Source organism: Gordonia sihwensis (genome assembly GCF_029632925.1).
Classification (GTDB): Bacteria; Actinomycetota; Actinomycetes; order Mycobacteriales; family Mycobacteriaceae; genus Gordonia; species Gordonia sihwensis.
In genome coordinates, this window is record NZ_CP121248.1 from 275,563 (window position 1) to 302,485 (window position 26,923).

The window sequence follows — 26,923 nt, forward strand, 5'->3', positions numbered from 1 at the left end:
ATGGCGAAGAAGAACAGCAGAGGCTACAGCGACCGCACCCGGAAGCTCGCAGCCGTCATCATGGTCGGCGTGCTCGCCGGCATCGTCGCGCTGGCGTCCGGGCAGTTCCTCGGATGGTTCGCCAGCACCGAGACGGTCACCCTCTTCGCGCCGCGCGCGGGACTGGTGATGAATCCCGACGCGAAGGTCAAGCTCCGCGGGGTGGAGGTCGGGCGCGTCGCCTCGGTGACCACCCTCGGTGACCGGGCCGAACTCAAGCTCGACATGGCCTCCGACCAGATCGGCATGGTTCCGGCCAACGTCAAGGCCGACATCAAGTCGAACACGATCTTCGGGGCCAAGGCCGTGAACCTCGTGGTGCCGGAGTCCGGGCCGGAGGGACAGCTGCGGGCGGGCTCGGTCATCACCGCCGACCACGTGGTCGTGGAGCTGAACACGGTGTACCAGCAGTTGGTCAACGTGCTCGCCGAGCTGCAGCCGGACAAGCTCAACGTCACCATCGGCGCCGTCGACGAGGCCCTCTCGGGACGCGGGAAGCAGATCGGCGACGCGCTGGTCCAGCTCACGGACGTGCTCGGCAAGACCAACCCGCACCTGCCCGAGCTCAACCGGCTGCTCCGCGAGGGTGCAGGCGCCACCAACGTCTACGCCGACGCGATGCCCGATTTGATGCGCGTGCTCGACAACGCGACCGTCGTCGGGAACACCCTGGTCGACAACGCCGCGAACCTCGACGCGCTGCTCATCAACGTCACCGGCATGACCAACACCGTCAACGGCGTGCTGACGGCGTCGAAGAAGAACCTCATCTCCACTCTGACCGATCTCAACCCGGTCAGCCGGCTGCTCGGCAGGCAGGCGCCGGGACTGCGGTGCTTCATCACCGCGGCGTCGGACGCCACCGACATCGCCACGCCGCTGCTCGGCGGGCGTAACGGCATGCTGCTGCTCGACGCCGGACTGATCCCCGGTCAGGACCCGTACCGCTACCCGCAGGACCTGCCCGAGGTCCACGGCGACGGCCCGCCGACCTGCCAGGCCGGACTGACCGATGTGCAGTCCAAGGAACACATCCCGTTCTACGTCATCGACAACGCGCCGCAGCCGTATCAGCCGCGCACCACCCCGAAGGTGGAGTCGCGCAAGCTCTTCCAGTTGCTGTTCGGAGGTACCCCCCGTGGATAGTCGCGCACGCGCATTCCGTGCGACCGTCATCAAGCTCGGCGCCTTCGCCCTCGCCATGATCCTGGTGCTCGTCGGCCTGGTGCTGGTGTTCAGCCGTTACCAGGGCGGAAGCAGTGACAAGTACAGCGCCGTCTTCGCCAGCGCCTCCGCCATGAAGTCCGGCAGCGTCGTCAAGATCGCGGGCGTCGACGTCGGAGCCGTGAGTTCGGTGAAACTCAATCGCGACAACCAGGCCGAGGTCACGTTCACGGTCAACGACAACTACCGGCTGCCGAAGTCGGTGCAGGCCCGGATCCGGTACCAGAATCTCACCGGCGACCGCTATCTGGAGCTGCAGCCGGGCACCGGCGACATGAGCCAGACGCTGTCGGCGGGCGATCAGATCCCGCTGAAGCAGACCGAGCCCGCTCTGGACCTCGACAACCTGCTCGGCGGATTCAAGCCGCTGTTCCGGACGCTGGACCCCGATGAGGTCAATCAGCTGACCTCCTCGCTGATCGCGATTTTCCAGGGGCAGGGCGCGGGACTGAACACGCTGCTGGCCAGCACCTCGGAGTTCACGAACAAGATCGCCGACCGCGACCAGCTGATCGGCAGCGTCATCGACAACCTCAACAAGACGCTCTCCACGCTCGAGGCCGACCACAAGGGCCTGGACCAGAGCGTGGACCGGATGCAGAAGCTGATCTCCGGACTCGCCCAGGACCGCGGTGTGTACGGCGAGGCGATCAGCCAGGCGAGCCAGGCCACCACCGGATTGGCGAGCCTGATGAACGCCACCCGCCCGGATCTCAAGGAGACGGTGTCGGCGCTCGGGCGGACCAGCGAGCAGGCGCTCAAGGCCGAGCCCTTCATCCGCAATCTGCTCGGTCGCCTGCCCGGCGACTTCAAGATGCTCTCCAACCTCGGCAGTTACGGGGCCTGGCTGCAGATCTACTTCTGCCGTATCCGGCTGCTGCTGCCCGGTCCGGGCAACACCCAGTACTACTTCACGGCGATCGACGCGATGGGCGATCAGACCAGAGCGGGCGGGAGGTGCGCGAGTTGAGTGAGAACGTGAATCCCGAGCCCGCAGAGTCGCAGGATCCGGACGTCGACGTCACTCAGGCCGAGACCAAGCCCTTCCACCGTGCGGGGCGGCCCAAGTATCAGGTCGGAATCATCGGCGCACTCATCACCGCGATGGTCGTGATCATGGCCATGCAGATGGACCGGCTGCCGTACCTCTCGCAGATCAGCACCTACGACGTCTACTTCGACGACGCGGGTGGTCTGGTCACCGGGGACGTGGTGCTGGTGGCCGGCGTCAACGTCGGCACCGTCGAGGGCATCAGCCTGGCCGAGACCGATCAGGGACTCAAGGCCAAGATCAGGTTCCGGCTCAACGACACGGTCGTCATGGGCGATCGCACCCGCGCGGCGATCAAGACCGAGACCGTCCTGGGACGGCGCAATCTGACGATCACACCGATCGGCACCGGCCGGATCAAGCCCGGCGGGTCGATCCCGGTGGATTCGACCGTGTCGCCGTACTCGCTGTCGGACGCTCTGGAGGATGCGACCTCCACCCTGGCGACCACCGACACCGATCAGCTCAACAAGGCGCTCGAAACCCTCACCGAGACGTTCTCGAAGACACCGGCCAATGTCAGCGGGGCCGTCGAGGGGGTGAGCCGGCTGTCGAAGGCGATCGCCGATCGCGACAACGCGCTCAGCGACCTGCTGCGGCAGGCCCGCGGGGTGACCCAGATCGTCGGTCAGCGCAGCAACCAGATCCGCGACATGTTGATCGACGCCAATGCACTGCTCGGCGAGCTCAACATCCGCCGCGAAGCGCTGCGTCAGGTGATCAAGGGGACCAAGGACGTCACCGCCGAGATCACCGGGTTCATCGAAGACAACAACGCTCAGCTGAAGCCGGTGCTCGACAAGTTCAACGGCGTGCTCGACATCCTCAACGACAACGAGGAGAACTTCGGCAAGGCGATCGACAACCTCGGCCCGTACGCCAACATCCTCGGTGAGGCGGTCAGCTCGGGACCGTACTTCTCCTCGCTCGTCGGACTGCCGACGTGGGGCGACTACTTCGGCACGTTCCTGAAGGTCCTGCAGCGCAAGTACCCCGAGGCGGCGAAGTACTTCTACCAGTACTCGGGCAACCCGCTGTTCCCGAAGAACTGGAACCAGGGGCCGGATGCGGGCGCCCCGGACGTGGGACGTCCCTCGCCCAAGCGTCAGTACCCGACGCCCATCCCGCAGCAACCGCAGAACAACAATGACCTGAACCCCAGCCAGCGTCACGGAACGGGAGGCTGACGTGGGCATCTCGAAACGAGTGTGGGCGATCATCGCCGGAGTCGTCGTACTGGCGCTGCTGGCCGTCGGGGTGTTTCTCGGCGTCCAGAAGGCGACCACGCGGACCATCACCGCCTATTTCCCGTCGGTGAGCGGCCTCTACAGCGGCGACCCGGTGCGCGTGATCGGCGTCAATGTCGGCAAGGTCTCGTCCATCGAGACCCGCCGCGGCGATGTCAAGGTCACGATGCGCATCGACGACGACACCCCGATCCCGGCCGATGCGCGTGCCGTGATCGTCGCGCAGTCGCTCGTGTCCGGCCGGTTCATCCAGCTGACTCCGGTGTACGGCAAGGGCGCGAAGCTGCAGGACGGCGACTCCATCCCGATGGAGCGGACGGCCGTGCCGATGGAGTGGGACGACGTCAAGAAGCAACTCGACGAGCTCACCAAGGCCGTCGGCCCGCACGGCGCCGAGCCGGGCACCGCCGCCGACGCCATCAACGTGATGGATAAGAACCTGTCGGGCAACGGCCAGGCGATCGCCGACTCGATCAAGCAGATGTCGACGGTCATGGGCACGCTGTCGGACAACCGCGACGATGTCTTCGCCACCATCAAGAGCCTGCAGAAGCTGACCGACGCACTCTCGACGAGCCACGAGCAGTTGGTGCAGTTCAACGGGCGGATGGCCAGCGTCAGCAGCGTGCTCGAAGGCAGCAGCGACGATCTCGGCGATGCGATGACGAATCTGAACGAGGCGGTCGGTGAGCTCGAGGGCTTCCTCGGGACCAACAGCGGCGTCGTCACCTCCACGATGAGCAAGTTGGCGCAGCTGACCGGCACGCTCAAGCGCAAGGACGAGCAACTGCGCGGCCTGCTGCACTCCGCACCCAACCAGCTCGCCAACTTCTTCAACATCTACAACCCGCTGACCGGGTCGCTCGACGGCGTCTTCGGTCTCGGCATGGGCAACAACCTGATCACGCTGCTGTGCGGATCGATGGCGTCCACCGCTCGCCCCGGCGACACCGAGAAGGACATCGAGCAGTGCGTCGACATCATCGGTCCGGTGATGAAGGACGTCGTGGTCAACTACCCGCCCTTCATGGCGAACCCGGTGATCGGGCGTACGGCGAATCCGGACCAGATCACCTACCAGAACGAGAGCGTGAAGCAGCGCGCCCAGGCCGGCGTGCGTGAGCGCGATGCGGCCAGCCGCAACGCCAATCCCGATCCGCTGGGGAAGCTGCTGGTGCCGTTCGGAGGCGAGGGCTGATGAGGTCGAAGAAGTTGGTCGCCGCCGTGGCGTGTGCGGGCCTCATCGTCGTCCCCGTCATGGCGGGCTGCAGCAGCGGCACCATCTCCACGGTGTCGGCCGTCGGTGCCGCGGGAACGGGTTCGGACGCCTACCGGATCACCGCTCGCATCCCGTCGGCCGCGGGCCTGGTGCGCAACGCGCCGGTGATGATGAACGACGCGACCGTCGGCAGCGTCGGCGACATCACGATCGACGACTGGACCGCGAAGGTGACGCTCCGACTGAACGGGGACGTCAAGGTGCCGGTCGGTTCGCACGCGATGATCGGGATGACCAGCGTGCTCGGCTCGTCGCACATCGCGATCGTTCCGCCCGACCACCCGAGCGGGCAGTATCTCCGTGAAGGTGGCTCGTTGGCGCTGCCGAACTGCCCGGAGCAGCAGAACCTGGCCCAGACCGATCCCAAGAAGATCCCCGACATCACCTCGGCGCAGACGGTCGATCCGTGCATGTATCCGACCACCGAACAGGTGCTGAGCTCGCTGTCGGTGGTCCTCAACGGCGGCGGACTGTCGCAGATGGGCGACGTGGTCCACGAATTGGACCAGATCGTCGGAGGTAACGAGGGGACGCTCAAGAGCCTCATCCCGCGGCTGAACACCCTGGTCTCCGACTTGAACACGCAGACGGACAACATCATCGACGCCATGTCCGGCCTCGATCGGCTGGCGGAGACGATCAACCGCCAGACGCCGACCGTCCAGCGTGCGCTGGAGAGCGGCCCGAGGATTCTGCAACTGCTCGTGGATCAGCGCAAGAATCTGACCAGCGCGATGGACGGGGTCGGCAAGCTCTCGGCCACCGCCAACGAGGTGCTCCGCGAGAACAGCGACGACATCAAGACGATCGTGCCGAATGTGCGCGAGTTGCTCGATCAGCTGTCGATGACGGGTCCGGCGCTCACCAACTCACTGCGGATCCTGCTGACCTTCCCGTTCGTCGAGGATCTGATTCCGACGATCGTGAAGGGCGACTACGTCAACTCCGATCTCGTGCTCGACCTGACCTGGAACCGACTGGGCAAGACGATGGTCGCCTCGGTGACCGCGGCCGGGCCGGAGACCGTCGTCGGCAAGCCGGCGGGTGGGGCCAAGCAGGGTGCGAATCCGTACTCGGCGCCCTTGAAGAAGGGACCGACAGAGCGTAAGCAGCAGAATCCGGCGAATCCCTCGCCGCTCGACCTGCTTCCGAAGATCCAGGGCGGCAACTGATGAAGATCACGCATTTCGTCCGTGTGCAGCTGATCATCTTCAGCATCGTCACGGTCATCTCGATGGTCGCGATGGCGGTGTTTTACATCCGGCTCCCGCAGATGTTCGGGATCGGCACCTACACGATGACGCTGGAACTGCCGTCGACCGGTGGCCTCTACGAGAACGCCAACGTCAGCTACCGCGGCGTGGACGTCGGCAAGGTCACCGGCGTCCGTCTGACGCCGACGGGCGTCTCGGCGACGCTGACGATCGACTCCGGCACCGACATCCCCGCGAACTCCGCGGCCTCGGTCCGCAGCGTCTCCGCGGTCGGCGAGCAGTTCGTCAACTTCGAGCCGCCCAAGAACCCGTCGAGCGACAACCTGGGCAACGGGGCGACGGTCACGAGCAGCGATGTCCCGGTGGAGATCTCCTCGATGCTCGACCAAGCCGACGCGCTGCTCAACCAGGTCAGCGACACCAAGCTCCGCTCGGTGATGGACGAGGCTTTCACCGCGTTCAACGGCACCGGTGAGGATCTTCAGCGATTGATGGACTCGATGGTGCTCTTCGTCGGCGCGTTGAACAAGAACGTGGACGCCACCATCGATCTGGTCGACCAGGCCGGGCCGATACTGGCGACCCAGAACCGCACCGCCGACCAGATCCGCTCGTGGACCAAGGATCTGACGAAGGTGACCGATCAGCTCCGCGCCAGCCGCCCCGACATCACCGACATCCTCGCCAAGGGTCCCGGTGTGGCGTCGCAGGCGCAGAAACTGTTCGAGGACATGAGTGACTCGTTCCCGCTGGCGATCTCGAATCTGTCGGTGGCCGCGCACACGCAGGCGGTGTATCTGCCGAATCTGCGGCAGACGATCGTGTTGTATCCGCGCGTGCTCTCCGCGCTGATCACCGCGATCAACTCCGGCTCCAACCGGCACGGTCCCAACGTGAACTTCACGCTCGGCTTCCAGGATCCGCCGACCTGTACTGTCGGGTTCATGCCGACCGACCAATGGCGTTTCCCGTCAGAGCAGGATGCCCGCGACCTGCCGCCGGGCCTGCTCTGCCGGCTTCCGCAAGACGCTCAGGCCGCGGTCCGAGGCGCACGCAACTTCCCGTGCGTCGAGTATCCGGGCCGCCGTGCTCCGACACCCGAGGAGTGCAAGACCGGTTTCGTTCCCTCCAAGCGCGACAACGTCGCCTTCCCGAACGGCCTGCCGGGCACCGACCTGCCGAAGCAGCCGGCCGGGCGCGTGGTGCCGGGAACCCCGAGCGACTACGATCCGTCGCCGGCGGTCTACGCCACCACCTACGATCCGCAGACGGGACAATTCATCGGACCCGACGGAAAGACCTACGTGACCGCTGAGAATCAGCAGGCGCAGGGCAAGAAGCAGAAATGGTACGACCTGATCACGAAGACGGTGGAGTCCTGAACTCGCCCGAAGACGACGTTGTCCGCCGCTCCAGTCCGCTGAGCCGACGACGCAAGAAGCCGAAGAAGTCCGAGGCCGAACCGGCCGTGGAGACCGAGACCGAGCAGCCGGCCGAGCCGGTCGACGAGGCCCCGGCCGCCGAACCGGAACCGGAGCCCGACCCCGAAGAGGTGGAGCGCAGCGCCGGATACCGTGAGCGTCGGCGCAGCCGCGGTGTGGTGCGCAAGTCCACGCGGCAGAAGGCCGGCGACGGCTCGAAGCTGATGATCGTCGCGGTGGTGCTCACGTCGCTCGTCCTGGTGATCGGCGCGGTGCTGTCGGGCGTGTTCGGCTACCAGTACCACCAGATCGAGCAGCAGCGGCAGTGGCGGGCCGAATACTCCACCTTCGCCCAGCAGATGGTGGTGTCGATGACCACGCTCGACCCGCAGAACGCCGACCAGATGTACAAGAACGCGATCGACAAGACCAGTGGCCGCGCGAAGCAGATGTTCCAGGAGAACATGAAGCAGGTCGCGGACATGGTCCGCAAGGGTGACCTGGTCACCAAGACGACGATCCTCGCCGACGCGGTGTCGAAGGCCGACGAGGACGAGGGCTCGGTGCTCATCGTGTACGGCTGGGAGGGCCACCCGAAGAACGACCCGAAGAGCAGCGAGTCGACGACATTCCGCGCCCGCGTGGACATGACACGCATCAACGGTGAGCTGAAGATGACGTACTTCGATTGGGTGGCGTGATGAGTCGAGTGCAGCGCTGGCTGCTGCCGGTACTGGGATTGATCGTGGTGATCGTCGTCGGCGTGACGATCGCGCTGGGCATCGTCTACGCGAACGCGGCCGCGCAGGAGCGGGCGCGTGACTCTGCGCTGTCGGCTGCGCAGACGTACGTCGTGGACATGTTCTCGTGGAACTCCAAGACCGTCGACGCGCACATCAACACCACGATGGGCCGGCTCACGGGCGGGGCACAGAAGGACTATCAGAAGCACATCGTCGAGTCGAAGGTGGCCGAGGGCGTCAAGCAGGAGGGGGTCTCGACCGTCGTGACGGTTCAGGACTCCGGCGTCATGGAGAACACCCGCGACACCGCGAAGGTGCTGCTGTTCATCAACCAGTCGTCGACCCGGAACAACGCCGAGGACGTTCAGGTCGACAAGAGCCGCCTGATCTTCGGCATGGAGAAGCAGGGCGACGACTGGAAGATCAACGAGATCGACATCCTCACCGACGACAGTCTGCAGAAGAACGTGCAGTCCGGTGGCGAGACGCCGCCGTCGAACGCCGTGCCCATTCCGAGCGCCCCGAGCTCTCCGGCACCGCAGTCGACGCCCGCGGGCTGAGCCTCGCGCCGCTTTCCGAGCGGCTCCGGTCTGGTTGAAGCCCTCGGCAGGCTGGTCCCGAGGTCTTTCCCAAGCTGGTCCTAGGCTGGTTGAGCGGGTCCTTCCCAGGCTGGTTGAGCGGGTCCTTCCCAGGCTGGTTGAGCGGGTCCTTCCCAGGCTGGTCCAGTGGTCCTTCCCAGGCTGGTTGCGCGAGCGAAGCGAGTCGAAACCGCGTGACATCCGCTGGGCCGCGTACGGCCTGCCCGCTCGACACGATGTCCATACGGACAGTGCCAGTGTCTTCGAGCGCCCCGGCCACCGCGGCACTCACTCGAGCCCGTCCAGCCGGTCAGGCGGAGAAGGCTCCTTCGATCCAATTGCTGAACTCGCACGCGAGATGCCAGCGGTGTTCTTTAACCATCTGCGGTGCCATGAGTTTCGGGAACTCCACGCACGCGCGGAGGTGAAAGCTGTACCTGTCGTCGCGAAGCTGATGACGTACGCCGCCGACTGCCGTATCCGCGCCGGTCAGAGCGACTCCGGCGAGTTCGAGTGCGAACGCCGGATCCCGCGCGGTGGTCAGCCGGGAGGTGTCGTCGTAGTCGACGAAGAACCGAGTTGCGAAGGGACTGCCACCGGTCGTCTCGATCACCTCCTGCCTGCTGTCCGCAGTGCTGTCGATGATGAAGTGGTCCGGACTCGCGACGACCATGCTCCACGCATAGTCGTCGCGGCCCGCATCCGAGAACCAGTCCACGAACCCCTGAGCGTCCCCGCCCTCTACGTACAGATCACAGACGCTGGTGGCTCTGCGGCCTCCCGACAGCCCGCCGGTGACGCGTGCGACCGCATCCGACAGTCGGACGTCGCGGGCCAGGCGGCGCCGGATCTCATCGACCCCCAGCTCGAACTTGCCATCGCAGAACGCGCGCCGCATACCTTCGACCGGACCCGAGGGCGCCTTCATACCGAGTTTCCTTGAGGCTCGCGGGATCCGGCGCGCCTCCCAGGCGAGCACTTCGTCGCGGCCGACTCTGCGGCCATCGATCACGGCTGTGATCGTCACATCGTTCTCGTTCACTCGAAAGCTCCGTCCGTCGGTCGCCACTGGAGTCTAAAGCAACTAGAGTTGCGTTTGTCTGGGTTCGACGAGTGCGGCGATGAAAGGGACTGAGCGGAGATGACCGGCGATGCGGTATCCGAACGTCGACGTCCGGGCGGTCGTTCCGCCCGGGTGGTCGCAGCGGTTCACCAGGCGACGCTCGAGATCCTCGCGGAAGTCGGGTACGCGGGACTGCAACTCACCGACGTGGCGGATCGCGCTGGTGTCAACAAGACGACCGTCTACCGCCGATGGTCGACGAAAGCGGCACTCATCGGCGACATCCTGACTCGGTTCGCTCGCACGAACGTCGCGACGCCCGACACCGGCTCGTTGCGAGGCGACCTCGAACTGCTCCTGTCGGGCATCGTCGAGGCGCTGGGGGACCGCGCGATTCGCGCGGTCGTGGAGGCGGCGGTGATGGTGGACGTGGCAGAGGACGACGTACGCCGCGCTCGCGCCGCCTTCTGGGATGAGCGGTTCCTGCGCAGCGGTGTCATCGTCGAGCGCGCTGTCGCTCGAGGGGAACTCCCGTCGACTACCGATGTGCGGGAGTTTCTGGAGACCGCCGCGAGTCCGCTCTACTTCCGGATCCTGATGACTGACGACGTCGCCGATGCCGCGTACGTCGCGGCTGTGGCGGAGCGGACTGTCCGGGCGTTCGCCGGGGTGTGAGCCGCAGGCGCTGAATGAAATGGCGCCCGCCTCCGGGGTGATTCGGAGGCGGGCGCCGGCTCTTGGGAGGGAGCGCTACGAGGTGTAACCCATCGGCATGAGGATGGCCTTGTGCTCGAGGTAGCTCTCGAGTCCTTCGCGGCCGTTCTCTCGGCCGATGCCGGACTTCTTGTAGCCGCCGAAGGGCGACGACGGGTCGATCGCGTACCAGTTGATGCCCATCGTTCCGGTGCGGATCTGCTTGGCGACCTCGACACCCTTGTCGATGTCGGTGGTCCAGACCGAGCCCGCGAGGCCGTAGTCGGAGTCGTTGGCGATGGCGATGGCCTCGTCGAGATCGTCGTAGGCGATCACGCTGATCACCGGACCGAAGATCTCTTCGCGGGCGATCGTCATGTCGTTGGTGACGCCGGTGAAGATGGTGGGACCGACGAAGTTGCCGGTGCCGATCTCCGGTGCGGGCACCTCGAGAACGGCGGTGGCCCCCTCCGACTTGCCCTTGGCGATGTAGCCGGTGACCTTGGCGTGCTGCTTGTCGTTGATGATCGGGCCGACCTTCGTCTCCGGGTCGTCGGGCAGTCCCGGAGTGAAGGTGGCGGCAACCGCGACCATCGCGTCGACCACCTCGTCGTGCTTGCTGCGGGGGACCAGCACGCGCGTCTGTGCGACGCAGGCCTGACCGGAGTTCAGGATGCCCGAGAAGACGAGCATCGGCGCGCTGGCGGCGATGTCGGCGTCTTCGAGGACGATGGCCGCGGACTTGCCGCCAAGTTCCAGCGAGCAGCGCTTGAGCTGGTCACCGCAGCGTGCGGCGATGGCGCGGCCCGCCGCGGTGGAGCCGGTGAACGTGATCTTGTCGACGTCGGGGTGATCGACGAGCGCCTGGCCGGTCTCGATGCCGCCGGGTACCACGGAGATCACGCCCTCCGGAATGCCCGCCTCGGTGAAGATCTCCGCCAGGAGATTCGCGTTCAGCGGTGTCTCGGGGGCGGGCTTGAGCACGATGGAGCAGCCGGCCGCCAGAGCGGGGCCGAACTTGTTGCAGAAAAGGAACAGCGGGACGTTCCACGCGATGATCGCACCGACCACCCCGACGGGCTCGCGGACCACGAGGCTCTCGCCGAACAGGCCGCTCCGCTTCTCCTCCCATTCGTATGCGTCGGCGGCGTCCGCATAGGCGTTCAGGACCCCGGTCCCGGCCAGCTGCTGCAGGGTCGCGACGTCGCCGGGCGTGGCACCCATCTCGGCCGAGACGAGGGCGCCGATCTCGCCGCCGCGCTCGTTGATCAACTCCGCTGCCCGACGGATCACCGCAGCTCGCTGGGCCGGCGGCGTGTTGCGCCACACGCCGGAGTCGAACGCTTCGCGGGCGGCGCGGACGGCGTTGTCGACGTCGACCTCGTCGGCCAGCGGGACCGAGCCCACCTTCTCGCCGGTGGCGGGCGAGAACACCTCGAGAATCTGCGAGGAATGCGGTGCGACCCACTTCCCGCCGATGTAGAGCTGGGTGGTCTCGATGGGCTCGGTCATACGTGCTCCTAGTATCGGGAAACCTTATTTCCTCGATACTAGAACACGTTCTAAATCACTGCCAGCGTCTTGGTGCGAAAGACGTGTGCGTGATGATCCGTCAGGACTTCGGCTCGACGTCGATCACGACCTCGAACTCGAGGAGGTCGGCTCCGGTGGCGACGGGTTTGCGGTCGCTCTTGTGCGCGGCGCGGGCATCGCCACCGGCCCACGCCTGGTAGCTCGCGTCGTCCTTCCAATGCGTGACGACGAAGTACCGGTCCTCGCCCTTGACCGGACGCAGCAGCTGGAAACCGAGGAATCCCTCGGCCTCGTCCACCACTCCCGCACGCGCGGCGAAGCGCTTCTCCAGTTCGGGGCCGGCGCCTTCGGGAATCTTGATCGCGTTGATCTTCACTATTGCCATGCCGTCCAGCCTACTGACGAACCGCCCGCCGGATTAGGGTCGAGAGTCGTGAATGGACTCCTGGACTACGGCGGCCTCGACAGGGACGAGGGCGGGCTCGGGGCGATCGTTCTGCTGCACGGACTGATGGGCCGCGGACGCACCTGGAGCCGTCAGATTCCCTGGCTGCGCCGCTACGGACGAGTGTTCACCTTCGACGCCGCCTACCATCAGGGCCGGTTCGACGATTCGCGCCCGCCCGCGCCCGAGGACATCGCCACCGAGCGGTTCGTCGCGGACGTCGGAGAGGTGATCACCTGGATCGACCGCGGACCCGCGGTACTCGTGGGTCACTCGATGGGCGGGCTGCACGCGTGGTGCGCGGCAGCCGAGTTCCCCGAACTGGTGAGCGCGATCGTGGTCGAGGACATGGCGCCGGATTTCCGCGGCCGCACCACCGACGACTGGGCCCCGTGGTTCGACAGCTGGCCCGAACGATTCGCCGGGCTCGACGAGGCGGTCGCGATGTTCGGAGACGTCGCCGGCCGGTACTTCTACGAGGCCTTCGACGACGGTCGCCTCCACGGCAGCATCCCCGTCTGGGCGGCGATAGCCGAGGAGTGGGGCACCAGAGACTTCTGGGCGCAGTGGGAGGCGGTCGACGTGCCCGCGCTGCTGGTGGAGGCGGAGCGCTCCGTGACGCCGCCCGGACAGATGGCAGACATGGCCGTCCGCGGCGGTCAGGCGCGGTACCCGCAGTCGGCCTATCTGCGAGTTCCCGGCGCCGGGCACCTGGTTCACGACGACCGCCCCGGCGTGTACCGGGGCGCGGTGGAGGCCTTCCTGTCAGGCCTCGCCGGCTAGGCAGAACAATCCGTCGTCGTTGACCTCGATGAGCCCGTCGACGAGCAGTGAGTCGAGCGCGCGGTCGCGCTGGGCGGGGTCGGCGGTCCACGCGAGGTCGAGGTGGGCTCGTTCGACGGGGCCGCGACCGCTGCGCAGCACATCGAGGAGCCGTCCGCGGGCCTGGCGGTCGGTGCCCTCGAACTTCTGGGTGCGACGCGGGGGACCGTCGTGGGCGGGTCGTCCGCGCGCCACCCAGCGGCAGCTGCCGAGCAGGGGGCATTCCTCGCACCGCGGGTTGCGCGCAGTGCACACGAGCGCCCCGAGCTCCATCACCGCGGCCGAGAACGTCGGCGCGGTGCCGTCGTCGGGCAACAGTGCCGCGGCCTCCGCCAGATCGCGCTTGGCGGGATTTCCGGCCTGCGCCCGGCCGTGCACCGCGCGGGCTATCACCCTGCGCACGTTGGTGTCGACCACCGGGACCGATCGGCCGTAGGCGAAGCACGCGACGGCGCGGGCCGTGTAGTCGCCGATCCCCGGCAGCGCGAGCAGGGTGTCGACGTCGTCGGGGACCACGTCGCCGTGCTCGGCGGCCAGGACGCCCGCGCATTCGTGGAGCCGCATCGCGCGCCGGGGATACCCCAGCCGGCCCCACGCGCGGACCACTTCTCCGGTGGTCTCGGCGGCCATCGCGGACGGAACCGGCCACCGCCGCACCCATTCCTGCCAGGGCTCGAGGACGCGCGCGACTGGAGTCTGCTGGAGCATGATCTCGCTGATCAGGATGTGCCAGCCGGGTATGCCCGGTTCGCGCCACGGCAGCGGTCGACGGGCACGGGTGAACCAATCGAGTACATCGCGCGGTGGCATACTTGCGCTCATGGAGAACTTAACCCCCGCGCAAGCATGGCAGGTCATCAAAGAAGGCAACGAGCGTTTCGTCGGTGGGGGGTCGATTCATCCGAACCAGAGTAGCGACCAGCGGGCCGCTCTGGTCTCCGGCCAGAAGCCGCACGTGGTTCTGTTCGGCTGCGGCGACTCGCGCCTGGCCGCGGAGATCATCTTCGACCAGGGGCTCGGCGACATGTTCGTGGTCCGCACCGCCGGCCATGTGCTCGACGAAGCGGTTCTCGGAACCATCGAGTTCGGCCCCGACGTTCTGAATGTTCCGCTGATCGTGGTGCTCGGCCACAGCAGCTGCGGTGCCGTCGGCTCGACGCTCGAGTCCCTCGACAACAACACCCTCCCGAACGGCTACGTGCGGACGATCGTAGAGAAGGTGATGCCGAGCATTCTGGCCGGACGCGCCGAGGGCATCGACGACTACTACGGGTTCATCGGCAGGCACGTGAAGGAGACTGTGCATCTGCTGATGGACCGCAGCCAGATCATCGCCGACCGGGTCGAGAAGGGGACGCTCGCCGTCGTCGGCCTCACGTACCGTCTCGAAGACGGTCAGGTCGAGATGGTCGAGGTGATCGGCGACATCGGCGAGTGAGCCCTCGGTCGGCGGAATCGACGACACGCCGGACGGCCTCGCTGCTCTTGACAGGGGAGCGGCGATACCGTTGAGGGCGTGATTGAACCGCAAGGACCACTGCCGCCCGAGGTGTATTGGCGCCGGCGCCTCGTCGCCGGCGTCGGGGCGGTCGTCGCGATCGTTGTGGTCATCCTCCTGATCGTCTGGCTCAGCGGCGGTTCCGACAGCACCCCCGACTCGAAGAACGCCGCGGCGAAGTCCTCGACCGAGCCCGCGGCGCCTTCGACCGCAGTGCAGAGCGCCCCGCCGAGCAGTGAGGCGCCCAGCGGCGGAGGCGAGCACGGTCAGGGCGGCGATCCGAGTGCCACGCCCTCGGCTCCCGCCCCCGCGCCTGCGCAGCAGTCCGACGCACCCGCCGCGGATGCCGGTGCTCCCGGATGCTCCGACCAGAGCCTGTCGGTGGTGCTCTACACGGACAAGCCCACATACACCGTCGGCGACCAGCCGGTCTTCACGATCGTCACCACCAACGGCGGACTCGCCGCCTGTTCGCGCGACGTGGGCAAGGCCGCCCAGAACGTCATCGTCCGCACGCTGGACGGAAGCCGGACGCTGTGGTCGGCGCAGGACTGCGCGCCGGACAAGGGCGTGAACATCCAGGTTCTTGCGCCGGGCCAGCAGGTCACCGACACCATCACCTGGTCGGGCACCACCAGCAATCCCGGATGCACCAAGAAGCGCGTCCAGGTGGCGGCGGGCGGCTACCAGGCCACCGCGAAGCTGGCCGAGCGCGAGTCGGCGCCGATCACGTTCAACTTCGTCGCTCCGGCGCAGGCACCCGCACAGCAGTAGCGATCCGACGTCAGTCGAACCGTTCGAGGCTGCTCTCGGCGAGCCGCGAGAGCCCCTCCCGGATGTGCCGGGCCCAGATGCTCCCGATGCCCTCGACCGACTGAAGATCGGCTGCGCTGCTCGCGAGCAGCGACTGCAGGGTGCCGAAATGACGGACGAGCCGGTCGATGTGGCCGAACTGCAGGCGGGAGATGCGGGCCAGCAGACGGTAGCCGCGGGGGCTCATCGCGGTGTCCTGGGCCTCGAGCGAGGTCGGGTAGCCGAAGGCCCCGGCCACCATCGTCAGATCGAGCAGATCGGCGTCCGAGAGCGACTCCACCGCTTCGAGAATCTGGCGCACCTGTTCGGTGCTGGCCGGCTCCGGGCTCGCGTGGTAGTCGCGCACCAGCAGTTCGCGCATCGTGTCGTTGTCGTTGATCAACTCCTCCAACTGCAGCGACACCTGCCTGCCGTTGACTCCGAGTTCGAGGACGTACTCGTCGATCTCGACCGAGACGCGTCGGACCATCTCCATCCGCTGGGCGGCACTCATCGCATCGCGCAGCAGCACGTAGTCCTCGATCTCCGCGCGCGAGAGCTGGCTGCTGACCTCGTCGAGGCGAGACTTGTAGCGTTCGAGCGTGGTGAGCGCGACGTTGGCGCGCGAGAGGATGGCGTCCGGGTTCTCGACGACGCGACGCTGTCCGCCCACGTACACGCTCACGATCGACATCGACGCACTCACCGAGATCACCGGGACCCCGGTCTGGATGGCGGTCCGCTCGGCGGCGCGGTGCCGTGTGCCCGACTCTTCAGTGGGGATGGTGGGATCGGGCATCAGCTGGACGTTGGCGCGCACGATCCGTTTGCCGTCGTCGGAGAGCACCACGGCGCCGTCCATCTTCGACAGTTCGCGCAGACGGGTGGGGGCGAACTCGATGTCGAGGTGGAAACCGCCGTCGCAGAGCCGCTCGGTGTCGTCGTCGTATCCGAGGACGATCAGCGCGCCGGTGCCGCCGCGGAGGATGCGTTCGAGTCCGTCGCGAAGCCCGGTCCCCGGAGCCACGCGGCGGAGCGCGGAACGGATCTGCTCGGCGCGGCTGGACTCGGGGATAACGGTGTCGGTCACCTGAACTAGGGTAGCGGTACGTGAAGACCTCATTCGTGCTGCCCGCAGACATCGAGCCACTGTCCCGCGACCCGAAGGCGACGTCGCCCGGCCGTCGAATCAACCTGCATCACAGCATGTGTTTCGGATGCGGCGCCGACGCGCCGGTGGGCCTGCGAATCGACGTGATCGCGGGCGAGGGGCTCACGGTGTCTGCATCGATGAAGGTGGAGGACTGGATGCAGGGCGGTCCCGGCGTGATCCACGGCGGACTCCTCTCCACCGCCTTCGACGAGGTGATGGGAACCTCGCCGCTGCTGCTCCGCATGCCGGTGGTGACCGGGCACCTGGAGATCGACTACGCCAAGCCGATTCCGCTGGGCTCCACCGTGCAGTTCACCGGTGAGATCCTCGGGGGCGTGCGCCGAAAGGTCTACACGCGCGCGGTCGCCCATCTCGGCGATCCCCAGGAGCCCGTAGCCGCGGCGCACGGGCTGTTCATCGCCATCGATCTCGAGAAGCACTTCGCCGGATACCGCGATCGCGCGGTGCATCCCTCAGGGCATCAGAACGGGGCCTGAGCGTAGTCCGACCGCGCCGTCGCCGCCGACTGTGCCTCCAGGAGGTTGTTGACCCGGCTGATGCGGATTCCGCGCGGCAGATCCTCGTCCTGCGTTCCGGCGGGAATGATCGCGTGCCCGAACCCGAGCCGTTTGGCCTCGGCGACGCGGCGGCCCACCGACGACACACGGCGGACCTCGCCGGCGAGGCCGACCTCGCCGATCGCGACGGTCGACGACGGTACCGCGACGTTGTGGTGCGACGAGTAGAGCGCCAGGAAGATCGCCAGGTCGGCGGCCGGCTCGGTGACTTTCATCCCGCCGACGGTGGAGGCGTAGACCTCCTTGGTGCTGGCCTTGATGCCTGCGTGCTTCTCGGCGACGGCGAGCATCATCGCCACACGCGCCGAGTCCAGACCGGAGACCGCGCGCCTGGGCGAGGTCATCTGGGTGTCGTTGAGCAGCGCCTGGATCTGGCCGACGAGGGCGCGGCGGCCGTCCATCGCGACCAGGGCGGCACTGCCCGCGACATCGGACTCGTGGTGGTGTACGAAGATGCCCGACGGGTCGCTGACCTGATGGATGCCGTCGGACCGCTGCTCGAAGCAGCCGACTTCGTCGGAGGGGCCGAATCGGTTCTTGATGCCCCGGATCATCCGCAGCGACGAGTGGCGGTCGCCTTCGAAGGCCAGCACCACGTCCACCAGATGCTCCAGTGAGCGGGGACCGGCCACGGTGCCGTCCTTGGTGACGTGACCGACCAGGATCACGGCGATTCCGCTCGTCTTGGCGAGCGAGACCAGTGCGGTGGTGACCGCCCGGATCTGCGTGACACCGCCGGTGACGCCGTCGGTGCCCGTCGCGACCATCGTCTGCACGGAGTCGACGATCAGCAGGGTGGGCGCCACCGCCTCGACGTGTCCGAGCACCGTCGCGAGGTCGGTCTCCGACGCCAGGTAGATGTTCTCGTGCACCGCGTCGGTGCGTTCGGCGCGAAGCCGGACCTGGCCGGCCGACTCCTCCCCGGTGACGTACAGTGCCGTCTTGCCTTGCGCCGCCCAGTGTTTCACGGTTTCGAGCAGGAGTGTCGATTTGCCGACCCCGGGCTCGCCCGCGAGCAGGATCACCGAACCGGGGACCACTCCGCGGCCGAGCACGCGGTCGAACTCGGCGATGCCGGTGGGGCATGAGCCCACCGCTCCGGAGACCACCTCGGTGATGCGGACGGCCGGACTGGACGGTGCCACCGACGTGGTGCCGGTGCGTGCGGCGGCGGCCGCCGGCGCCGATTCGGCGATGGTTCCCCATTCGCCGCACTCGGGGCATCTGCCGAACCACTTCGCCACCTGGTGACCGCATGCGGAGCAGCGGAACACCGATCGGGTCTTAGCCATGTCTTCCCCTGTCCGCCGACGCGCTCGTCACCCGGTCCGTCCGGCCACGCAGACACTGTAGGCGACCAGTACGACAAGAGCGGCGCCCCGGGTCGAGTGACCGGGGCGCCGCTGTGAGGAGTTCGGTGCGGCTCAGTGCTCGCTCTCGCCCTGCACGTCGCGGACGACGTCCTGGCGCTCGTTGAGCGTGCCGCCGTCGACCGGGGTGTCGACGGTGGTCGACACGGTCTCGACCTGCTTGCCGCCCAGGTCGTAGACGGCGAAGTTGAAGGTGATCGGGACGGTCAGACCGGCGGCGACGGTGTCGCCGGCGTTGGTGAGCTCCACCGTCCAGCGGCTGTCCGCTCCGGCGGCCAGATCCGGATCCGAGCCGGACGGCTGTCCGGCCAGCAGGGCCTTTCCGGGGGCGATGGAGGCGGGGTCGCCGCCGGAGGTCGATGTCGGCGGCGTCAGCTTGATGTTGCCGGTCTTCGCCGAGACGCTCTGCAGCTTGACCACGCGAGTGGGGCTGTCGTTGGCGATGTTGAACGCGAGGGCGAACGGTCCGCCGTCGCCGAAGATCTGGTCGGCCTTCGAGACCGGGTACAGCACATGCGCATTGCGGATCGCGATCGATCCGTTCGACATCTCCTGGCCGTCGTACTCGGACGGGGTCAGAGTGATGGATCCGCTCGCGCCGTTGACGGCCGGCTCCTGATTCGCGGTCTGCGAGATCTTTCCCGCACCGCAGGCCGTGGTGCCGAGGGCGATCGCGATGCCGAGCGCGCCGACTGCGGCGGCCGAGGCCAGACGGCGGGTGGACCGATTGAGCACTGACACCATTTCCTCCGGGGTGGTCGTCGCGTTGTCCGCCGGTGATGCGAACTCTCACTACGCAGCGTAGTTGGCGAGGCCGGGAAAAGTTCGCCCGGGTCGCCAGATTGTCCCGATGATATTAGCGCCGGGCCGTTCGGTTCAGGCGTGCAACTGTGCTTCCCGAAGGTGGCAGGCGGGGCGCAAATACCGTCGTTCACCTGCTTGCACCTCGGTTGACCTGCACCGTTGGAGAAGGCTGTCGGCCCTCGCGTGTTAGACTGGTTACATTCGAAAGGGGCAGTGGACATTGAATTTCAAAGTTGGCGACACCGTTGTATACCCCCATCACGGTGCTGCTCGAGTCGAAGACATCGTCATTCGGACCATCAAGGGTGAAGAGATCGAGTACCTGGTCCTGAAGGTTGCCGACGGTGACATGACAGTTCAGATCCCGTCCAGCAAGCTCGATTACGTCGGTGTGCGCGACGTGGTCGGCCAGGAGGGTCTGGATCAGGTCTTTCAGGTGCTGCGCGCACCGCACACGGAGGAGCCCACCAACTGGGCCCGCCGATTCAAAGCCAATCAGGAGAAGCTGATCTCCGGCGACATCATCAAGGTGGCCGAGATCGTCCGCGATCTGTGGCGCCGCGAGCAGGACCGCGGTCTGTCGGCAGGCGAGAAGCGCATGCTGACCCGGGCCCGGCGCGTGCTGGTCGACGAGCTCTCGCTCGCACAGCACACCAACGACGCCAAGGCCGACAGCATGCTCGACGAGATCCTGGCTGCGGCGTCCTGACAGCAGGCAGTGGCCCGGTAGCCGCACTGATCCCGGCAGCGGGAAGAGGTACACGTCTCGGTGAGACCGTGCCGAAGGCGTTCGTCGAGCTCGACGGCGTCACGCTGCTCGAGCTGAGCGCCTCGGCGGCACGCAGGTCCGGCGTCGTCGACGTCATCGTCGTGGCCGCACCTCCGGAACTGCTCGACCGCGCGGCGGCGCTCGTCCCGGACGCCGTCGTGGTGCCGGGCGGAGCCGAGCGGAGCGATTCGGTCCGGGCCGGTCTGGCGGCCGTGCCCGACGCGGAACTGATCCTGGTGCACGATGCGGCCCGGGCTCTCACCCCGCCGGCACTCTTCGCCTCGGTGGTCACCGCGCTCCGGGGCGGCGCCGACGCGGTGGTCCCGGGAATCGCGGTCGCCGACACGCTCAAACGGGTCGACGTCCACGGCTTGGTGCGGGAAACTCCCGACCGGTCGGAGCTGCGTGCCGTGCAGACCCCGCAGGGTTTCACCGCACAGGTGCTGCGCCGGGCGCACGACGCACAGGCAGACGCCACCGACGACGCCGGACTGGTCGAAGCCCTGGGCGTCCCGGTTCGAGTGATCCCGGGCGACGCGATGGCGTTCAAGGTGACCACCCAGTTCGACCTGGCACTGGCCAGGCTCATCACCGCACAGGAGCACTGAGTGTCTGCGATGGACATGCGCGTCGGCGTCGGGACCGACGTCCACCCGATCGAGGCCGGCCGACCCTGCTGGATGCTGGGGCTGCTCTTCGACGACGCCGACGGCTGCTCGGGGCACTCCGACGGCGACGTCGGCGTTCACGCACTCTGCGACGCACTGCTCTCGGCCGCCGGGCTGGGCGATGTCGGCGCGGTCTTCGGCGTGGGGCGACCGGAGTGGTCCGGGGTCACCGGCGCGGCGATGCTCGGCCACGTCCGCGGCCTTCTCGACGAGGCGGGCTTCGCTCCGGTGAACGCCTCGGTGCAGATCATCGGGGAGCGGCCGAAGGTCGGGCCGCGTCGTGCGGAGGCCCAGCGGGTGCTGTCCGATCTGCTGGGGGCACCGGTCTCGGTCTCCGGCACCACCAGCGACGGACTGGGTCTGACGGGACGCGGCGAGGGCATCGCGGCGGTGGCCACCGCACTGCTGGCCCTCAAGTAGAATCGCAGGCCGTGACTCTACGCCTCTACGACTCGGCTGCCCGCGAGGTTCGCGACTTCGTTCCCCTTCGTCCCGGAACGGCATCGGTGTACCTGTGCGGTGCGACGGTTCAGGGCGTTCCCCACATCGGTCACGTCCGGAGCGGCATCGCGTTCGACGTGCTGCGGCGGTGGCTCGCCTACCGCGGGTTGGATGTGCTCTTCGTCCGCAACGTCACCGACATCGACGACAAGATCTTGAACAAGGCCGCCGAAGCGGGCCGTCCGTGGTGGGAATGGGCGGCCACGCACGAGAGGGAGTTCACCCGGGCCTACGACGCCCTCGGTGTGCTGCCGCCCTCGGCGGAGCCGCGTGCCACGGGCTTCATCACCCAGATGGTGCAGTACATGGAGCGTCTCATCGAGCGCGGTCACGCGTACGCCGCCGACGGCAACGTCTACTTCGACGTGCGCAGTCTGCCCGACTACGGAAGCCTCTCCGGCCACCGGCTCGAGGACGTACACCAGGGTGAGAGCGCGGGCACCGGCAAGCGCGATCCCCGTGACTTCACGCTGTGGAAGGCCACCAAGCCCGGGGAGCCGTCGTGGCCGACGCCGTGGGGCGACGGGCGTCCCGGCTGGCACCTCGAGTGCTCGGCGATGGCGACCTCGCTGCTCGGTGCCGAGTTCGACATTCATTGCGGCGGAATGGATTTGATCTTTCCGCATCACGAGAACGAGATCGCTCAGAGCCACGGTGCCGGCGACGGCTTCGCTCGGTACTGGCTGCACAACGGCTGGGTCACGATGAGCGGCGAGAAGATGAGCAAATCGCTCGGCAACGTGGTCGCCATCCCGGCGATGCTGGAGCGGGCCCGGGCCGTGGAACTGCGCTACTACCTCGGGAGCGCGCACTACCGGTCCATGCTCGAGTACTCCGACGGCGCGCTGGCCGAGGCCGCGGCCGGCTATCGGCGTATCGAGTCGTTCGTGCATCGCGTCGCCGAACGCGTCGGCGACGTCGAGGTCGGCGAGGTGAACGACGACTTCGCCGCCGCCCTCGACGACGACCTCGGGGTTCCGGCCGCGCTCGCGGCCGTGCACAACGCCGTCCGCGAGGGCAACACCGCCCTGGAGTCGGGCGACGGTGGCCGCGCGAGGCAGATCGCGGCGCAGGTGAGGGCCATGACCGCGGTCCTCGGGACCGATCCGCTCGACCCGCACTGGGCCGCCGAGGGCGTCGATGACGACGCTCACGCTGCGCTCGACGTGCTCGTCAAGGCAGAATTGGAGCGGCGGGCGCAGGCCCGCGCCGCCAAGGACTGGACCACCGCGGACGAGGTCCGCGACCGGCTCGCCGCAGCCGGCATCGAAGTGACCGACACCCCCGACGGCGCCCAGTGGGCGCTCAAATCGAAGGAACACTGATGGCCGGAAACTCACAGCGTCGCGGGGCGACCAGGAAGGCCGGAAGCAAGAAGGGCCAGGTCGTCGGATCCGGCGGGCAGCGCCGGCGCGGTCTCGAAGGCCGCGGAGCCACTCCGAAGGCCGTCGACCGCACCTACCACCCCGCTCACAAGAAGGCGAAGGCCGCGGCCAAGGCCGCGGGGCGTCGCAATCACCGCAAGTCCGAGGACGGCGGTCCCGAGTACGTCGTGGGCCGCAACCCGGTCGTCGAATGTCTGCGTGCCGGGGTGCCCGCCACCGCGCTGTATGTGATGACGACGGTGGACGCCGACGAGCGCGTCAAGGAGGCGGTGCACACCGCGGGAGACCGCGGGATCTCGATCCTCGAGGTCGCGAAGCCGGAACTGGACCGGATGTCGCCGAACGGGCTGCATCAGGGGCTCGCACTGCAGGTGCCGGAGTACCAGTACGCGCACCCGGACGATCTCATGGCGGATGCCCTCGCCGCGCCGCAGGCGCCGTTGCTGGTGGCGCTCGACAACATCACCGACCCGCGCAACCTCGGTGCGGTGATCCGCAGTGTGGCCGCGTTCGGCGGACACGGTGTGGTGATCCCGCAGCGGCGCAGCGCGGGGATGACCGCCGTCGCGTGGCGCACCAGCGCGGGTGCTGCGGCCCGGATGCCGGTGGCGGCCACGCCGAATCTGAACCGCACCCTGCTCGACTGGGCCAAGAAGGGCGCCCAGATCGTCGGACTCGACGCGGGCGGCGACGTCTCGCTCGACGACTACGACGGCACGGGCCCCACGGTGATCGTCGTCGGGTCGGAGGGCAAGGGGCTGTCGCGTCTGGTTCGCGAGAACTGCGACTCGATCCTGTCGATCCCGATCGCGGGCGAGGTGGAGAGCCTCAACGCCTCGGTCGCGGCAGGTGTGGTCCTGGCGGAGTTCGCCAGGCAACGCCGCGTCGGCTGAGTGCTGCGGGTCACGTCGTTCGTTCGGTTGAATGACGATTGCGTCACTCTGATTCCTACTGTTAAGTATTCGTTTACTAACGTGTAAGGAATGTTTGCTGAGGATTCCTTGCGGTCGATGTGGGCGCAGCTGCGTTCGGGGCGCCGTCTCGAGTTCTCGGGCCGTGTCTGGGCGCTCATCGTCGGAATCCTGGTCGGGTTCGTCATCCTGATCGAGGTCGTCGCTCGGCTGAACCACCTGCGCGGACCGCTGGATCTCCTCGCCACCGATCTGGTGGGACGGCCGCAGATCGGTGAGATCAAGATCGCGGGCATGCTGCTCGCGCTCGTGTGCATGCCGTCGCGGATGCGACTGCCCGTGGTGGGCGCGGCCGTCGCACTCGAACTCGCCTGGAACACGCAGCGTCTGATCGTCGGCAACGCCCCGACCGTCGGGAACGGCATCCTGTTCGCGTTGATCGGCACGGCCGCCTTCGCGGGATGGCGACTGCGCGGGCGCGAGCGGGCCGGAACTCTCAAGGCGGTGGGCCTCGGGCTGCTGTTGATCGTGATGGGTCGCGTCGGCGACGTGTGGCTGGTGCTGTCGAGCCGGGCCAACCCGAACGTGCTCGACGAATACGTCGAACTCGCCGACCGGGCCCTCGGCAGCCCGTCGTGGGCGATCGGCTCGGTGGTCTCCGGCACCCCGTGGCTCACCGAGGTCCTCAGCAAGGTCTACGTGTACCTGCCGGTGGCCGCGGCGGTGATCGCCTTCTTCCAACTCCGCAACAGCGCCCGCGACGGCTTCCCGCGGCATCACATCGTGCGGACCTTCCTGCTGATCGGGCTGATCGGTCCGGTGATCTACTTCCTGTTCCCCGTCGTCGGCCCCACCTACGCCTTCGGTCATGAGCTGCTGGGCGCGGACTGGCAGGACGTGTGGCCGCAGCAGTTGCCGGTGATCGGCGATCCCGCGGCGCACTACTACAACCAGAGCGTGGCACGGAACTGCATGCCGAGCCTGCACACCGCATGGGCGATGTGCATCTTCCTGCACGGATGGCGGGGTCCGGTGCTGTCGAAGGTGTTCGGCACGTTCTGGTTGATCTGCACCACCGGCGCGACCCTCGGCTTCGGCTTCCACTACGCGATCGACGTCCTCGCCGGAGCGATCTTCACCCTCACGCTCGAGACGGCGCTCACCCGCCCCGAACTGGGCTGGTCGCGTCACCGGCTCGCGGTGGTCGTCTTCGGCACCGCGGCCTTCTCCGGGCTGCTTCTGGCCACGCGGTACCTGGCCGTCGAGATGTCCGACAGCGGCGTGCTCGGCGGGCTCGCGCTGATCGCCACCGTGCTCGCGGTGGCGGCGGCCTTCCTCACCGTGGAGATGCACCCCGGTCGCGATCGGATCCCGGCCGGCGAGATCCCCGCCGAGGCCGGCCCGATGGTGCGGAGGGGACGCGAATGGGCCGCCGCGGCGCGGACCTGGGGAAGCGAGGCCTGGTCCTCGATCACGCGCGAGGCGAAGAAGGCCGGTTCCACCAAGCTCTGAGGACGCTGTCGGTCGCCAGCAGCGCCAGCGCCACCCACACGATCGCGAATCCGATCCAGCGTTCGGGCGGCAGGTGTTCGTCGAGGATCAGCACCGCGCACAGCAACTGCATGATCGGTGTGACGAACTGGATCAGCCCGACGGTCACCAGCGGGATGCGACGGGCGGCAGCGGCGAACAGCAGCAGCGGCACCGCGGTCGCGACGCCGGAGAACGCCAGCAGGCCGGTGTGCCCGACGCCGTCACCGAACGTGAGACCGGCCGGAGTGAATGCGACGACCACCAGGATGACGGCCGCGGCCGGCGCCAGTATCGCCGTCTCCAAGGTGAGTCCGTGAAGCGCGGGCAGAGTGTCGCCGACCTTCTTCTTGACCAGCCCGTACAGGGCGAACGACGCGGCCAGGGCCAGCGCCGTGGTCGGAAACACGCCCGCGGCGAAGGTGAGATAGCCGCCCGCGACCACGCCGACCGCCACCGCCGCCCATTGCAGTGGCCGCAGGCGTTCCCGCAGCAGCACTACGCCCAGGGCCACGGTGGCGATCGGATTCAGGAAGTAGCCGAGGGCTGCGTCGCTGGTGTGGCCGGAGGTGACAGCTGCGACGTACACGACCCAGTTGGTGGCGATGAGCAGGGCGGCGGCGGTGACGCCGGCGATCAGCCGGGGTCGTCGGCGGAGCGGCGCGATCCACGACCAGTCGCGCAGCACGGCGAGAATCGCGGCGCACAGCACGAGCGTCCACAGGATGCGGTTGGCGAGGATCTCCCACGGACCGGCCGGGAGCATCGCGTCGAACAGGATCGGGAACAGGCCCCACAGTGCGTAGGCGCCGAATCCCGCGGCCACCCCGCGGGCGCTGTCGGCGGGTACGGGGGTTCTCACCGAGCGCGAACGTCGACGCCGGCGCGTGCGAGCGCGGCGCGGACACGACGGGCGTGCTCCACCGCGCCGGGGGTGTCGCCGTGCAGGCACACCGAGTCGGCGACCACTTCCACCACCGTGCCGTCGATCGCCGTGATCCGTCCGGTCTCCGCCAACTCGAGCACTCGCGCGGCCACCTCGGCCGGATCGGTGAGCAGGGCACCGGGCTCGGACCGGGGCACCAGCGTGCCCTCGGGGGTGTAGCCGCGATCGGCGAAGGCCTCGCGGATGACCGGCACGTCCGCTGAGCCGGCGATCCGCTCCACCTCCGATCCGGGCAGGCACATGAGGGGGAGGCCGGACGCGGCCGCCGCCTCGACGACGACGCCGGCCTGCGTCGTGTGATGCACCACCGCGTTGTAGAGCGCGCCGTGCGGCTTCACGTATTCCACGGTGGCGCCGACGGATTCGGTGAGCGCCCGCAGAGCGCCGATCTGATAGACGATGTCGGCGAACAGGTCGTCGGGGGCGAGGTCCATGAAACGGCGGCCGAACCCGGACAGGTCCGGGTAGGAGACCTGCGCGCCGATCCGCACGCCGGCGGCGGCCGCCTCGCGGCAGGTGGCCAACAGTTCGCGCGGAGTGCCTGCATGGAAGCCGCACGCGACGTTCGCGCTCGTCACCAGGGTGATCATCGCCGAGTCGTCGCCGACCCCCTCGCCGAGGTCGGCGTTCAGATCGATGACGCGAGAGGAGAGGCCCACGGTGTCA

General features: G+C 67.7%; 28 protein-coding genes. 19 read left to right on the plus strand and 9 right to left on the minus strand.

Going from position 1 to position 26,923, the window contains the following annotated elements; genetic code table 11:
* Genes P5P27_RS01325 through P5P27_RS01360 form a run of 8 tightly spaced genes read left to right on the plus strand, consistent with a single transcriptional unit; the run spans position 1 to position 8,778 of the window.
* Positions 1 to 1,185 carry an MCE family protein gene (locus tag P5P27_RS01325; protein WP_045536833.1) on the plus strand — a complete coding sequence of 395 codons (1,185 nt, stop codon included), beginning with the start codon at positions 1 to 3 and terminating at the stop codon, positions 1,183 to 1,185.
* On the plus strand, positions 1,178 to 2,233 hold the full coding sequence (locus P5P27_RS01330) for an MCE family protein (RefSeq protein ID WP_062366272.1): 1,056 nt from the start codon (positions 1,178 to 1,180) through the stop codon (positions 2,231 to 2,233). The genes P5P27_RS01325 and P5P27_RS01330 overlap by 8 nt, the downstream gene beginning before the upstream one ends.
* The gene (locus tag P5P27_RS01335) at positions 2,230 to 3,501 is read left to right on the plus strand and encodes an MCE family protein (RefSeq protein ID WP_278126034.1); all 1,272 of its coding nucleotides are present in this window, start codon (positions 2,230 to 2,232) and stop codon (positions 3,499 to 3,501) included. Before P5P27_RS01330 ends, P5P27_RS01335 begins: the two co-directional genes overlap by 4 nt.
* A 1-nt stretch (position 3,502) precedes the next feature.
* A complete protein-coding gene (locus tag P5P27_RS01340) occupies positions 3,503 to 4,759 on the plus strand; it encodes an MCE family protein (RefSeq protein WP_278126035.1) in 1,257 nt (418 codons plus the stop codon).
* Positions 4,759 to 6,012: an MCE family protein gene (locus P5P27_RS01345; RefSeq protein ID WP_278126036.1), complete on the plus strand. Its 1,254-nt coding sequence runs from the start codon at positions 4,759 to 4,761 to the stop codon at positions 6,010 to 6,012. The genes P5P27_RS01340 and P5P27_RS01345 overlap by 1 nt, the downstream gene beginning before the upstream one ends.
* Complete coding sequence (locus P5P27_RS01350; RefSeq protein ID WP_006894248.1) at positions 6,012 to 7,436, plus strand: MCE family protein; 1,425 nt, start codon at positions 6,012 to 6,014, stop codon at positions 7,434 to 7,436. The genes P5P27_RS01345 and P5P27_RS01350 overlap by 1 nt, the downstream gene beginning before the upstream one ends.
* Positions 7,400 to 8,176 carry a YfgM family protein gene (locus tag P5P27_RS01355; protein ID WP_006894249.1) on the plus strand — a complete coding sequence of 259 codons (777 nt, stop codon included), beginning with the start codon at positions 7,400 to 7,402 and terminating at the stop codon, positions 8,174 to 8,176. Before P5P27_RS01350 ends, P5P27_RS01355 begins: the two co-directional genes overlap by 37 nt.
* Positions 8,176 to 8,778 (plus strand): hypothetical protein, encoded by a 603-nt coding sequence (locus tag P5P27_RS01360; protein ID WP_006894251.1) that lies wholly within the window; start codon positions 8,176 to 8,178, stop codon positions 8,776 to 8,778. The genes P5P27_RS01355 and P5P27_RS01360 overlap by 1 nt, the downstream gene beginning before the upstream one ends.
* Positions 8,779 to 9,106: 328 nt before the next feature.
* Here P5P27_RS01360 and P5P27_RS01365 read toward each other — a convergent pair whose 3' ends face one another.
* The gene (locus P5P27_RS01365) at positions 9,107 to 9,838 is read right to left on the minus strand and encodes a hypothetical protein (protein WP_278126038.1); all 732 of its coding nucleotides are present in this window, start codon (positions 9,836 to 9,838) and stop codon (positions 9,107 to 9,109) included.
* A gap of 99 nt (positions 9,839 to 9,937) precedes the next feature.
* Here P5P27_RS01365 and P5P27_RS01370 point away from each other — a divergent pair, with 99 nt between their 5' ends.
* Entirely contained in the window at positions 9,938 to 10,534 is a 597-nt protein-coding gene (locus P5P27_RS01370; protein WP_278126039.1) for a TetR/AcrR family transcriptional regulator, read from the plus strand.
* A gap of 75 nt (positions 10,535 to 10,609) precedes the next feature.
* Here the strand turns inward: P5P27_RS01370 and P5P27_RS01375 are convergent, their stop codons facing one another.
* Together P5P27_RS01375 and P5P27_RS01380 are read right to left on the minus strand one after the other, a co-directional pair.
* Positions 10,610 to 12,064: an aldehyde dehydrogenase gene (locus P5P27_RS01375; protein ID WP_278126040.1), complete on the minus strand. Its 1,455-nt coding sequence runs from the start codon at positions 12,062 to 12,064 to the stop codon at positions 10,610 to 10,612.
* Positions 12,065 to 12,164: 100 nt separating this feature from the next.
* Complete coding sequence (locus P5P27_RS01380) at positions 12,165 to 12,470, minus strand: antibiotic biosynthesis monooxygenase family protein (protein ID WP_006894255.1); 306 nt, start codon at positions 12,468 to 12,470, stop codon at positions 12,165 to 12,167.
* A 48-nt stretch (positions 12,471 to 12,518) separates the two neighbouring features.
* Between P5P27_RS01380 and P5P27_RS01385 the strand changes: the two genes are divergently transcribed.
* On the plus strand, positions 12,519 to 13,313 hold the full coding sequence (locus P5P27_RS01385) for an alpha/beta fold hydrolase (RefSeq protein ID WP_278126043.1): 795 nt from the start codon (positions 12,519 to 12,521) through the stop codon (positions 13,311 to 13,313).
* Here P5P27_RS01385 and P5P27_RS01390 read toward each other — a convergent pair.
* Positions 13,296 to 14,162, minus strand: a complete 867-nt coding sequence (locus P5P27_RS01390; protein ID WP_006894258.1) for an HhH-GPD family protein — start codon at positions 14,160 to 14,162, stop codon at positions 13,296 to 13,298. The two genes, P5P27_RS01385 and P5P27_RS01390, sit on opposite strands and share 18 nt — an antisense overlap.
* 10 nt (positions 14,163 to 14,172) lie before the next feature.
* Here P5P27_RS01390 and P5P27_RS01395 point away from each other — a divergent pair, with 10 nt between their 5' ends.
* Entirely contained in the window at positions 14,173 to 14,790 is a 618-nt protein-coding gene (locus P5P27_RS01395) for a carbonic anhydrase (RefSeq protein WP_006894259.1), read from the plus strand.
* 78 nt (positions 14,791 to 14,868) lie between these two features.
* Positions 14,869 to 15,624, plus strand: a complete 756-nt coding sequence (locus tag P5P27_RS01400; RefSeq protein ID WP_278126048.1) for a hypothetical protein — start codon at positions 14,869 to 14,871, stop codon at positions 15,622 to 15,624.
* A 10-nt stretch (positions 15,625 to 15,634) separates the two neighbouring features.
* On the opposite strand, the gene disA is transcribed toward P5P27_RS01400, so the two are convergent.
* A complete protein-coding gene (gene disA, locus P5P27_RS01405; protein ID WP_006894261.1) occupies positions 15,635 to 16,732 on the minus strand; it encodes a DNA integrity scanning diadenylate cyclase DisA in 1,098 nt (365 codons plus the stop codon).
* Positions 16,733 to 16,752: 20 nt separating this feature from the next.
* Here disA and P5P27_RS01410 point away from each other — a divergent pair, with 20 nt between their 5' ends.
* Positions 16,753 to 17,292 carry a PaaI family thioesterase gene (locus P5P27_RS01410; RefSeq protein ID WP_006894262.1) on the plus strand — a complete coding sequence of 180 codons (540 nt, stop codon included), beginning with the start codon at positions 16,753 to 16,755 and terminating at the stop codon, positions 17,290 to 17,292.
* Here the strand turns inward: P5P27_RS01410 and radA are convergent.
* Together radA and P5P27_RS01420 are read right to left on the minus strand one after the other, a co-directional pair.
* Positions 17,277 to 18,665 (minus strand): DNA repair protein RadA, encoded by a 1,389-nt coding sequence (gene radA / locus P5P27_RS01415; protein ID WP_062366280.1) that lies wholly within the window; start codon positions 18,663 to 18,665, stop codon positions 17,277 to 17,279. The genes P5P27_RS01410 and radA overlap by 16 nt on opposite strands.
* A gap of 132 nt (positions 18,666 to 18,797) precedes the next feature.
* The gene (locus P5P27_RS01420) at positions 18,798 to 19,487 is read right to left on the minus strand and encodes a copper chaperone PCu(A)C domain-containing protein (RefSeq protein WP_051999574.1); all 690 of its coding nucleotides are present in this window, start codon (positions 19,485 to 19,487) and stop codon (positions 18,798 to 18,800) included.
* A 280-nt stretch (positions 19,488 to 19,767) separates the two neighbouring features.
* Here P5P27_RS01420 and P5P27_RS01425 point away from each other — a divergent pair, with 280 nt between their 5' ends.
* The 6 genes from P5P27_RS01425 to P5P27_RS01450 all read left to right on the plus strand — a co-directional run bounded on the left by P5P27_RS01425 (position 19,768) and on the right by P5P27_RS01450 (position 25,293).
* Positions 19,768 to 20,256 carry a CarD family transcriptional regulator gene (locus tag P5P27_RS01425; RefSeq protein WP_006894267.1) on the plus strand — a complete coding sequence of 163 codons (489 nt, stop codon included), beginning with the start codon at positions 19,768 to 19,770 and terminating at the stop codon, positions 20,254 to 20,256.
* Positions 20,253 to 20,924: a 2-C-methyl-D-erythritol 4-phosphate cytidylyltransferase gene (gene ispD, locus P5P27_RS01430; RefSeq protein WP_278127400.1), complete on the plus strand. Its 672-nt coding sequence runs from the start codon at positions 20,253 to 20,255 to the stop codon at positions 20,922 to 20,924. The genes P5P27_RS01425 and ispD overlap by 4 nt, the downstream gene beginning before the upstream one ends.
* Before the next feature lie 15 nt (positions 20,925 to 20,939).
* Positions 20,940 to 21,404 carry a 2-C-methyl-D-erythritol 2,4-cyclodiphosphate synthase gene (gene ispF, locus P5P27_RS01435; RefSeq protein WP_062366353.1) on the plus strand — a complete coding sequence of 155 codons (465 nt, stop codon included), beginning with the start codon at positions 20,940 to 20,942 and terminating at the stop codon, positions 21,402 to 21,404.
* 11 nt (positions 21,405 to 21,415) lie between these two features.
* Complete coding sequence (gene cysS / locus P5P27_RS01440; RefSeq protein ID WP_278126055.1) at positions 21,416 to 22,810, plus strand: cysteine--tRNA ligase; 1,395 nt, start codon at positions 21,416 to 21,418, stop codon at positions 22,808 to 22,810.
* On the plus strand, positions 22,810 to 23,763 hold the full coding sequence (gene rlmB, locus P5P27_RS01445; RefSeq protein WP_006894272.1) for a 23S rRNA (guanosine(2251)-2'-O)-methyltransferase RlmB: 954 nt from the start codon (positions 22,810 to 22,812) through the stop codon (positions 23,761 to 23,763). Before cysS ends, rlmB begins: the two co-directional genes overlap by 1 nt.
* Positions 23,764 to 23,853: 90 nt before the next feature.
* Positions 23,854 to 25,293, plus strand: coding sequence for a phosphatase PAP2 family protein (locus P5P27_RS01450; protein ID WP_278126058.1), 1,440 nt, complete (start codon positions 23,854 to 23,856; stop codon positions 25,291 to 25,293).
* Here P5P27_RS01450 and rarD read toward each other — a convergent pair.
* Together rarD and P5P27_RS01460 are read right to left on the minus strand one after the other, a co-directional pair.
* Positions 25,253 to 26,173, minus strand: coding sequence for an EamA family transporter RarD (gene rarD / locus P5P27_RS01455; protein ID WP_278126059.1), 921 nt, complete (start codon positions 26,171 to 26,173; stop codon positions 25,253 to 25,255). The genes P5P27_RS01450 and rarD overlap by 41 nt on opposite strands.
* A complete protein-coding gene (locus P5P27_RS01460) occupies positions 26,170 to 26,916 on the minus strand; it encodes a 5-oxoprolinase subunit PxpA (protein WP_278126060.1) in 747 nt (248 codons plus the stop codon). Before P5P27_RS01460 ends, rarD begins: the two co-directional genes overlap by 4 nt.
* Between the last annotated feature and the right edge of the window lie 7 nt (positions 26,917 to 26,923).

Coding starts and splice junctions, on each gene's coding strand:
- P5P27_RS01325 (WP_045536833.1), top strand. CDS start 1: ATGGCGAAGAAGAACAGCAGAGGCTACAGCGACCGCACCCGGAAGCTC.
- P5P27_RS01345 (WP_278126036.1), top strand. CDS start 4,759: ATGAGGTCGAAGAAGTTGGTCGCCGCCGTGGCGTGTGCGGGCCTCATC.
- P5P27_RS01350 (WP_006894248.1), top strand. CDS start 6,012: ATGAAGATCACGCATTTCGTCCGTGTGCAGCTGATCATCTTCAGCATC.
- P5P27_RS01355 (WP_006894249.1), top strand. CDS start 7,400: ATGGTACGACCTGATCACGAAGACGGTGGAGTCCTGAACTCGCCCGAA.
- P5P27_RS01360 (WP_006894251.1), top strand. CDS start 8,176: ATGAGTCGAGTGCAGCGCTGGCTGCTGCCGGTACTGGGATTGATCGTG.
- P5P27_RS01370 (WP_278126039.1), top strand. CDS start 9,938: ATGACCGGCGATGCGGTATCCGAACGTCGACGTCCGGGCGGTCGTTCC.
- P5P27_RS01375 (WP_278126040.1), bottom strand. CDS start 12,064: ATGACCGAGCCCATCGAGACCACCCAGCTCTACATCGGCGGGAAGTGG.
- P5P27_RS01380 (WP_006894255.1), bottom strand. CDS start 12,470: ATGGCAATAGTGAAGATCAACGCGATCAAGATTCCCGAAGGCGCCGGC.
- P5P27_RS01390 (WP_006894258.1), bottom strand. CDS start 14,162: ATGCCACCGCGCGATGTACTCGATTGGTTCACCCGTGCCCGTCGACCG.
- P5P27_RS01395 (WP_006894259.1), top strand. CDS start 14,173: ATGGAGAACTTAACCCCCGCGCAAGCATGGCAGGTCATCAAAGAAGGC.
- radA (WP_062366280.1), bottom strand. CDS start 18,665: ATGGCTAAGACCCGATCGGTGTTCCGCTGCTCCGCATGCGGTCACCAG.
- P5P27_RS01420 (WP_051999574.1), bottom strand. CDS start 19,487: ATGGTGTCAGTGCTCAATCGGTCCACCCGCCGTCTGGCCTCGGCCGCC.
- ispF (WP_062366353.1), top strand. CDS start 20,940: ATGCGCGTCGGCGTCGGGACCGACGTCCACCCGATCGAGGCCGGCCGA.
- rlmB (WP_006894272.1), top strand. CDS start 22,810: ATGGCCGGAAACTCACAGCGTCGCGGGGCGACCAGGAAGGCCGGAAGC.
- P5P27_RS01450 (WP_278126058.1), top strand. CDS start 23,854: ATGTTTGCTGAGGATTCCTTGCGGTCGATGTGGGCGCAGCTGCGTTCG.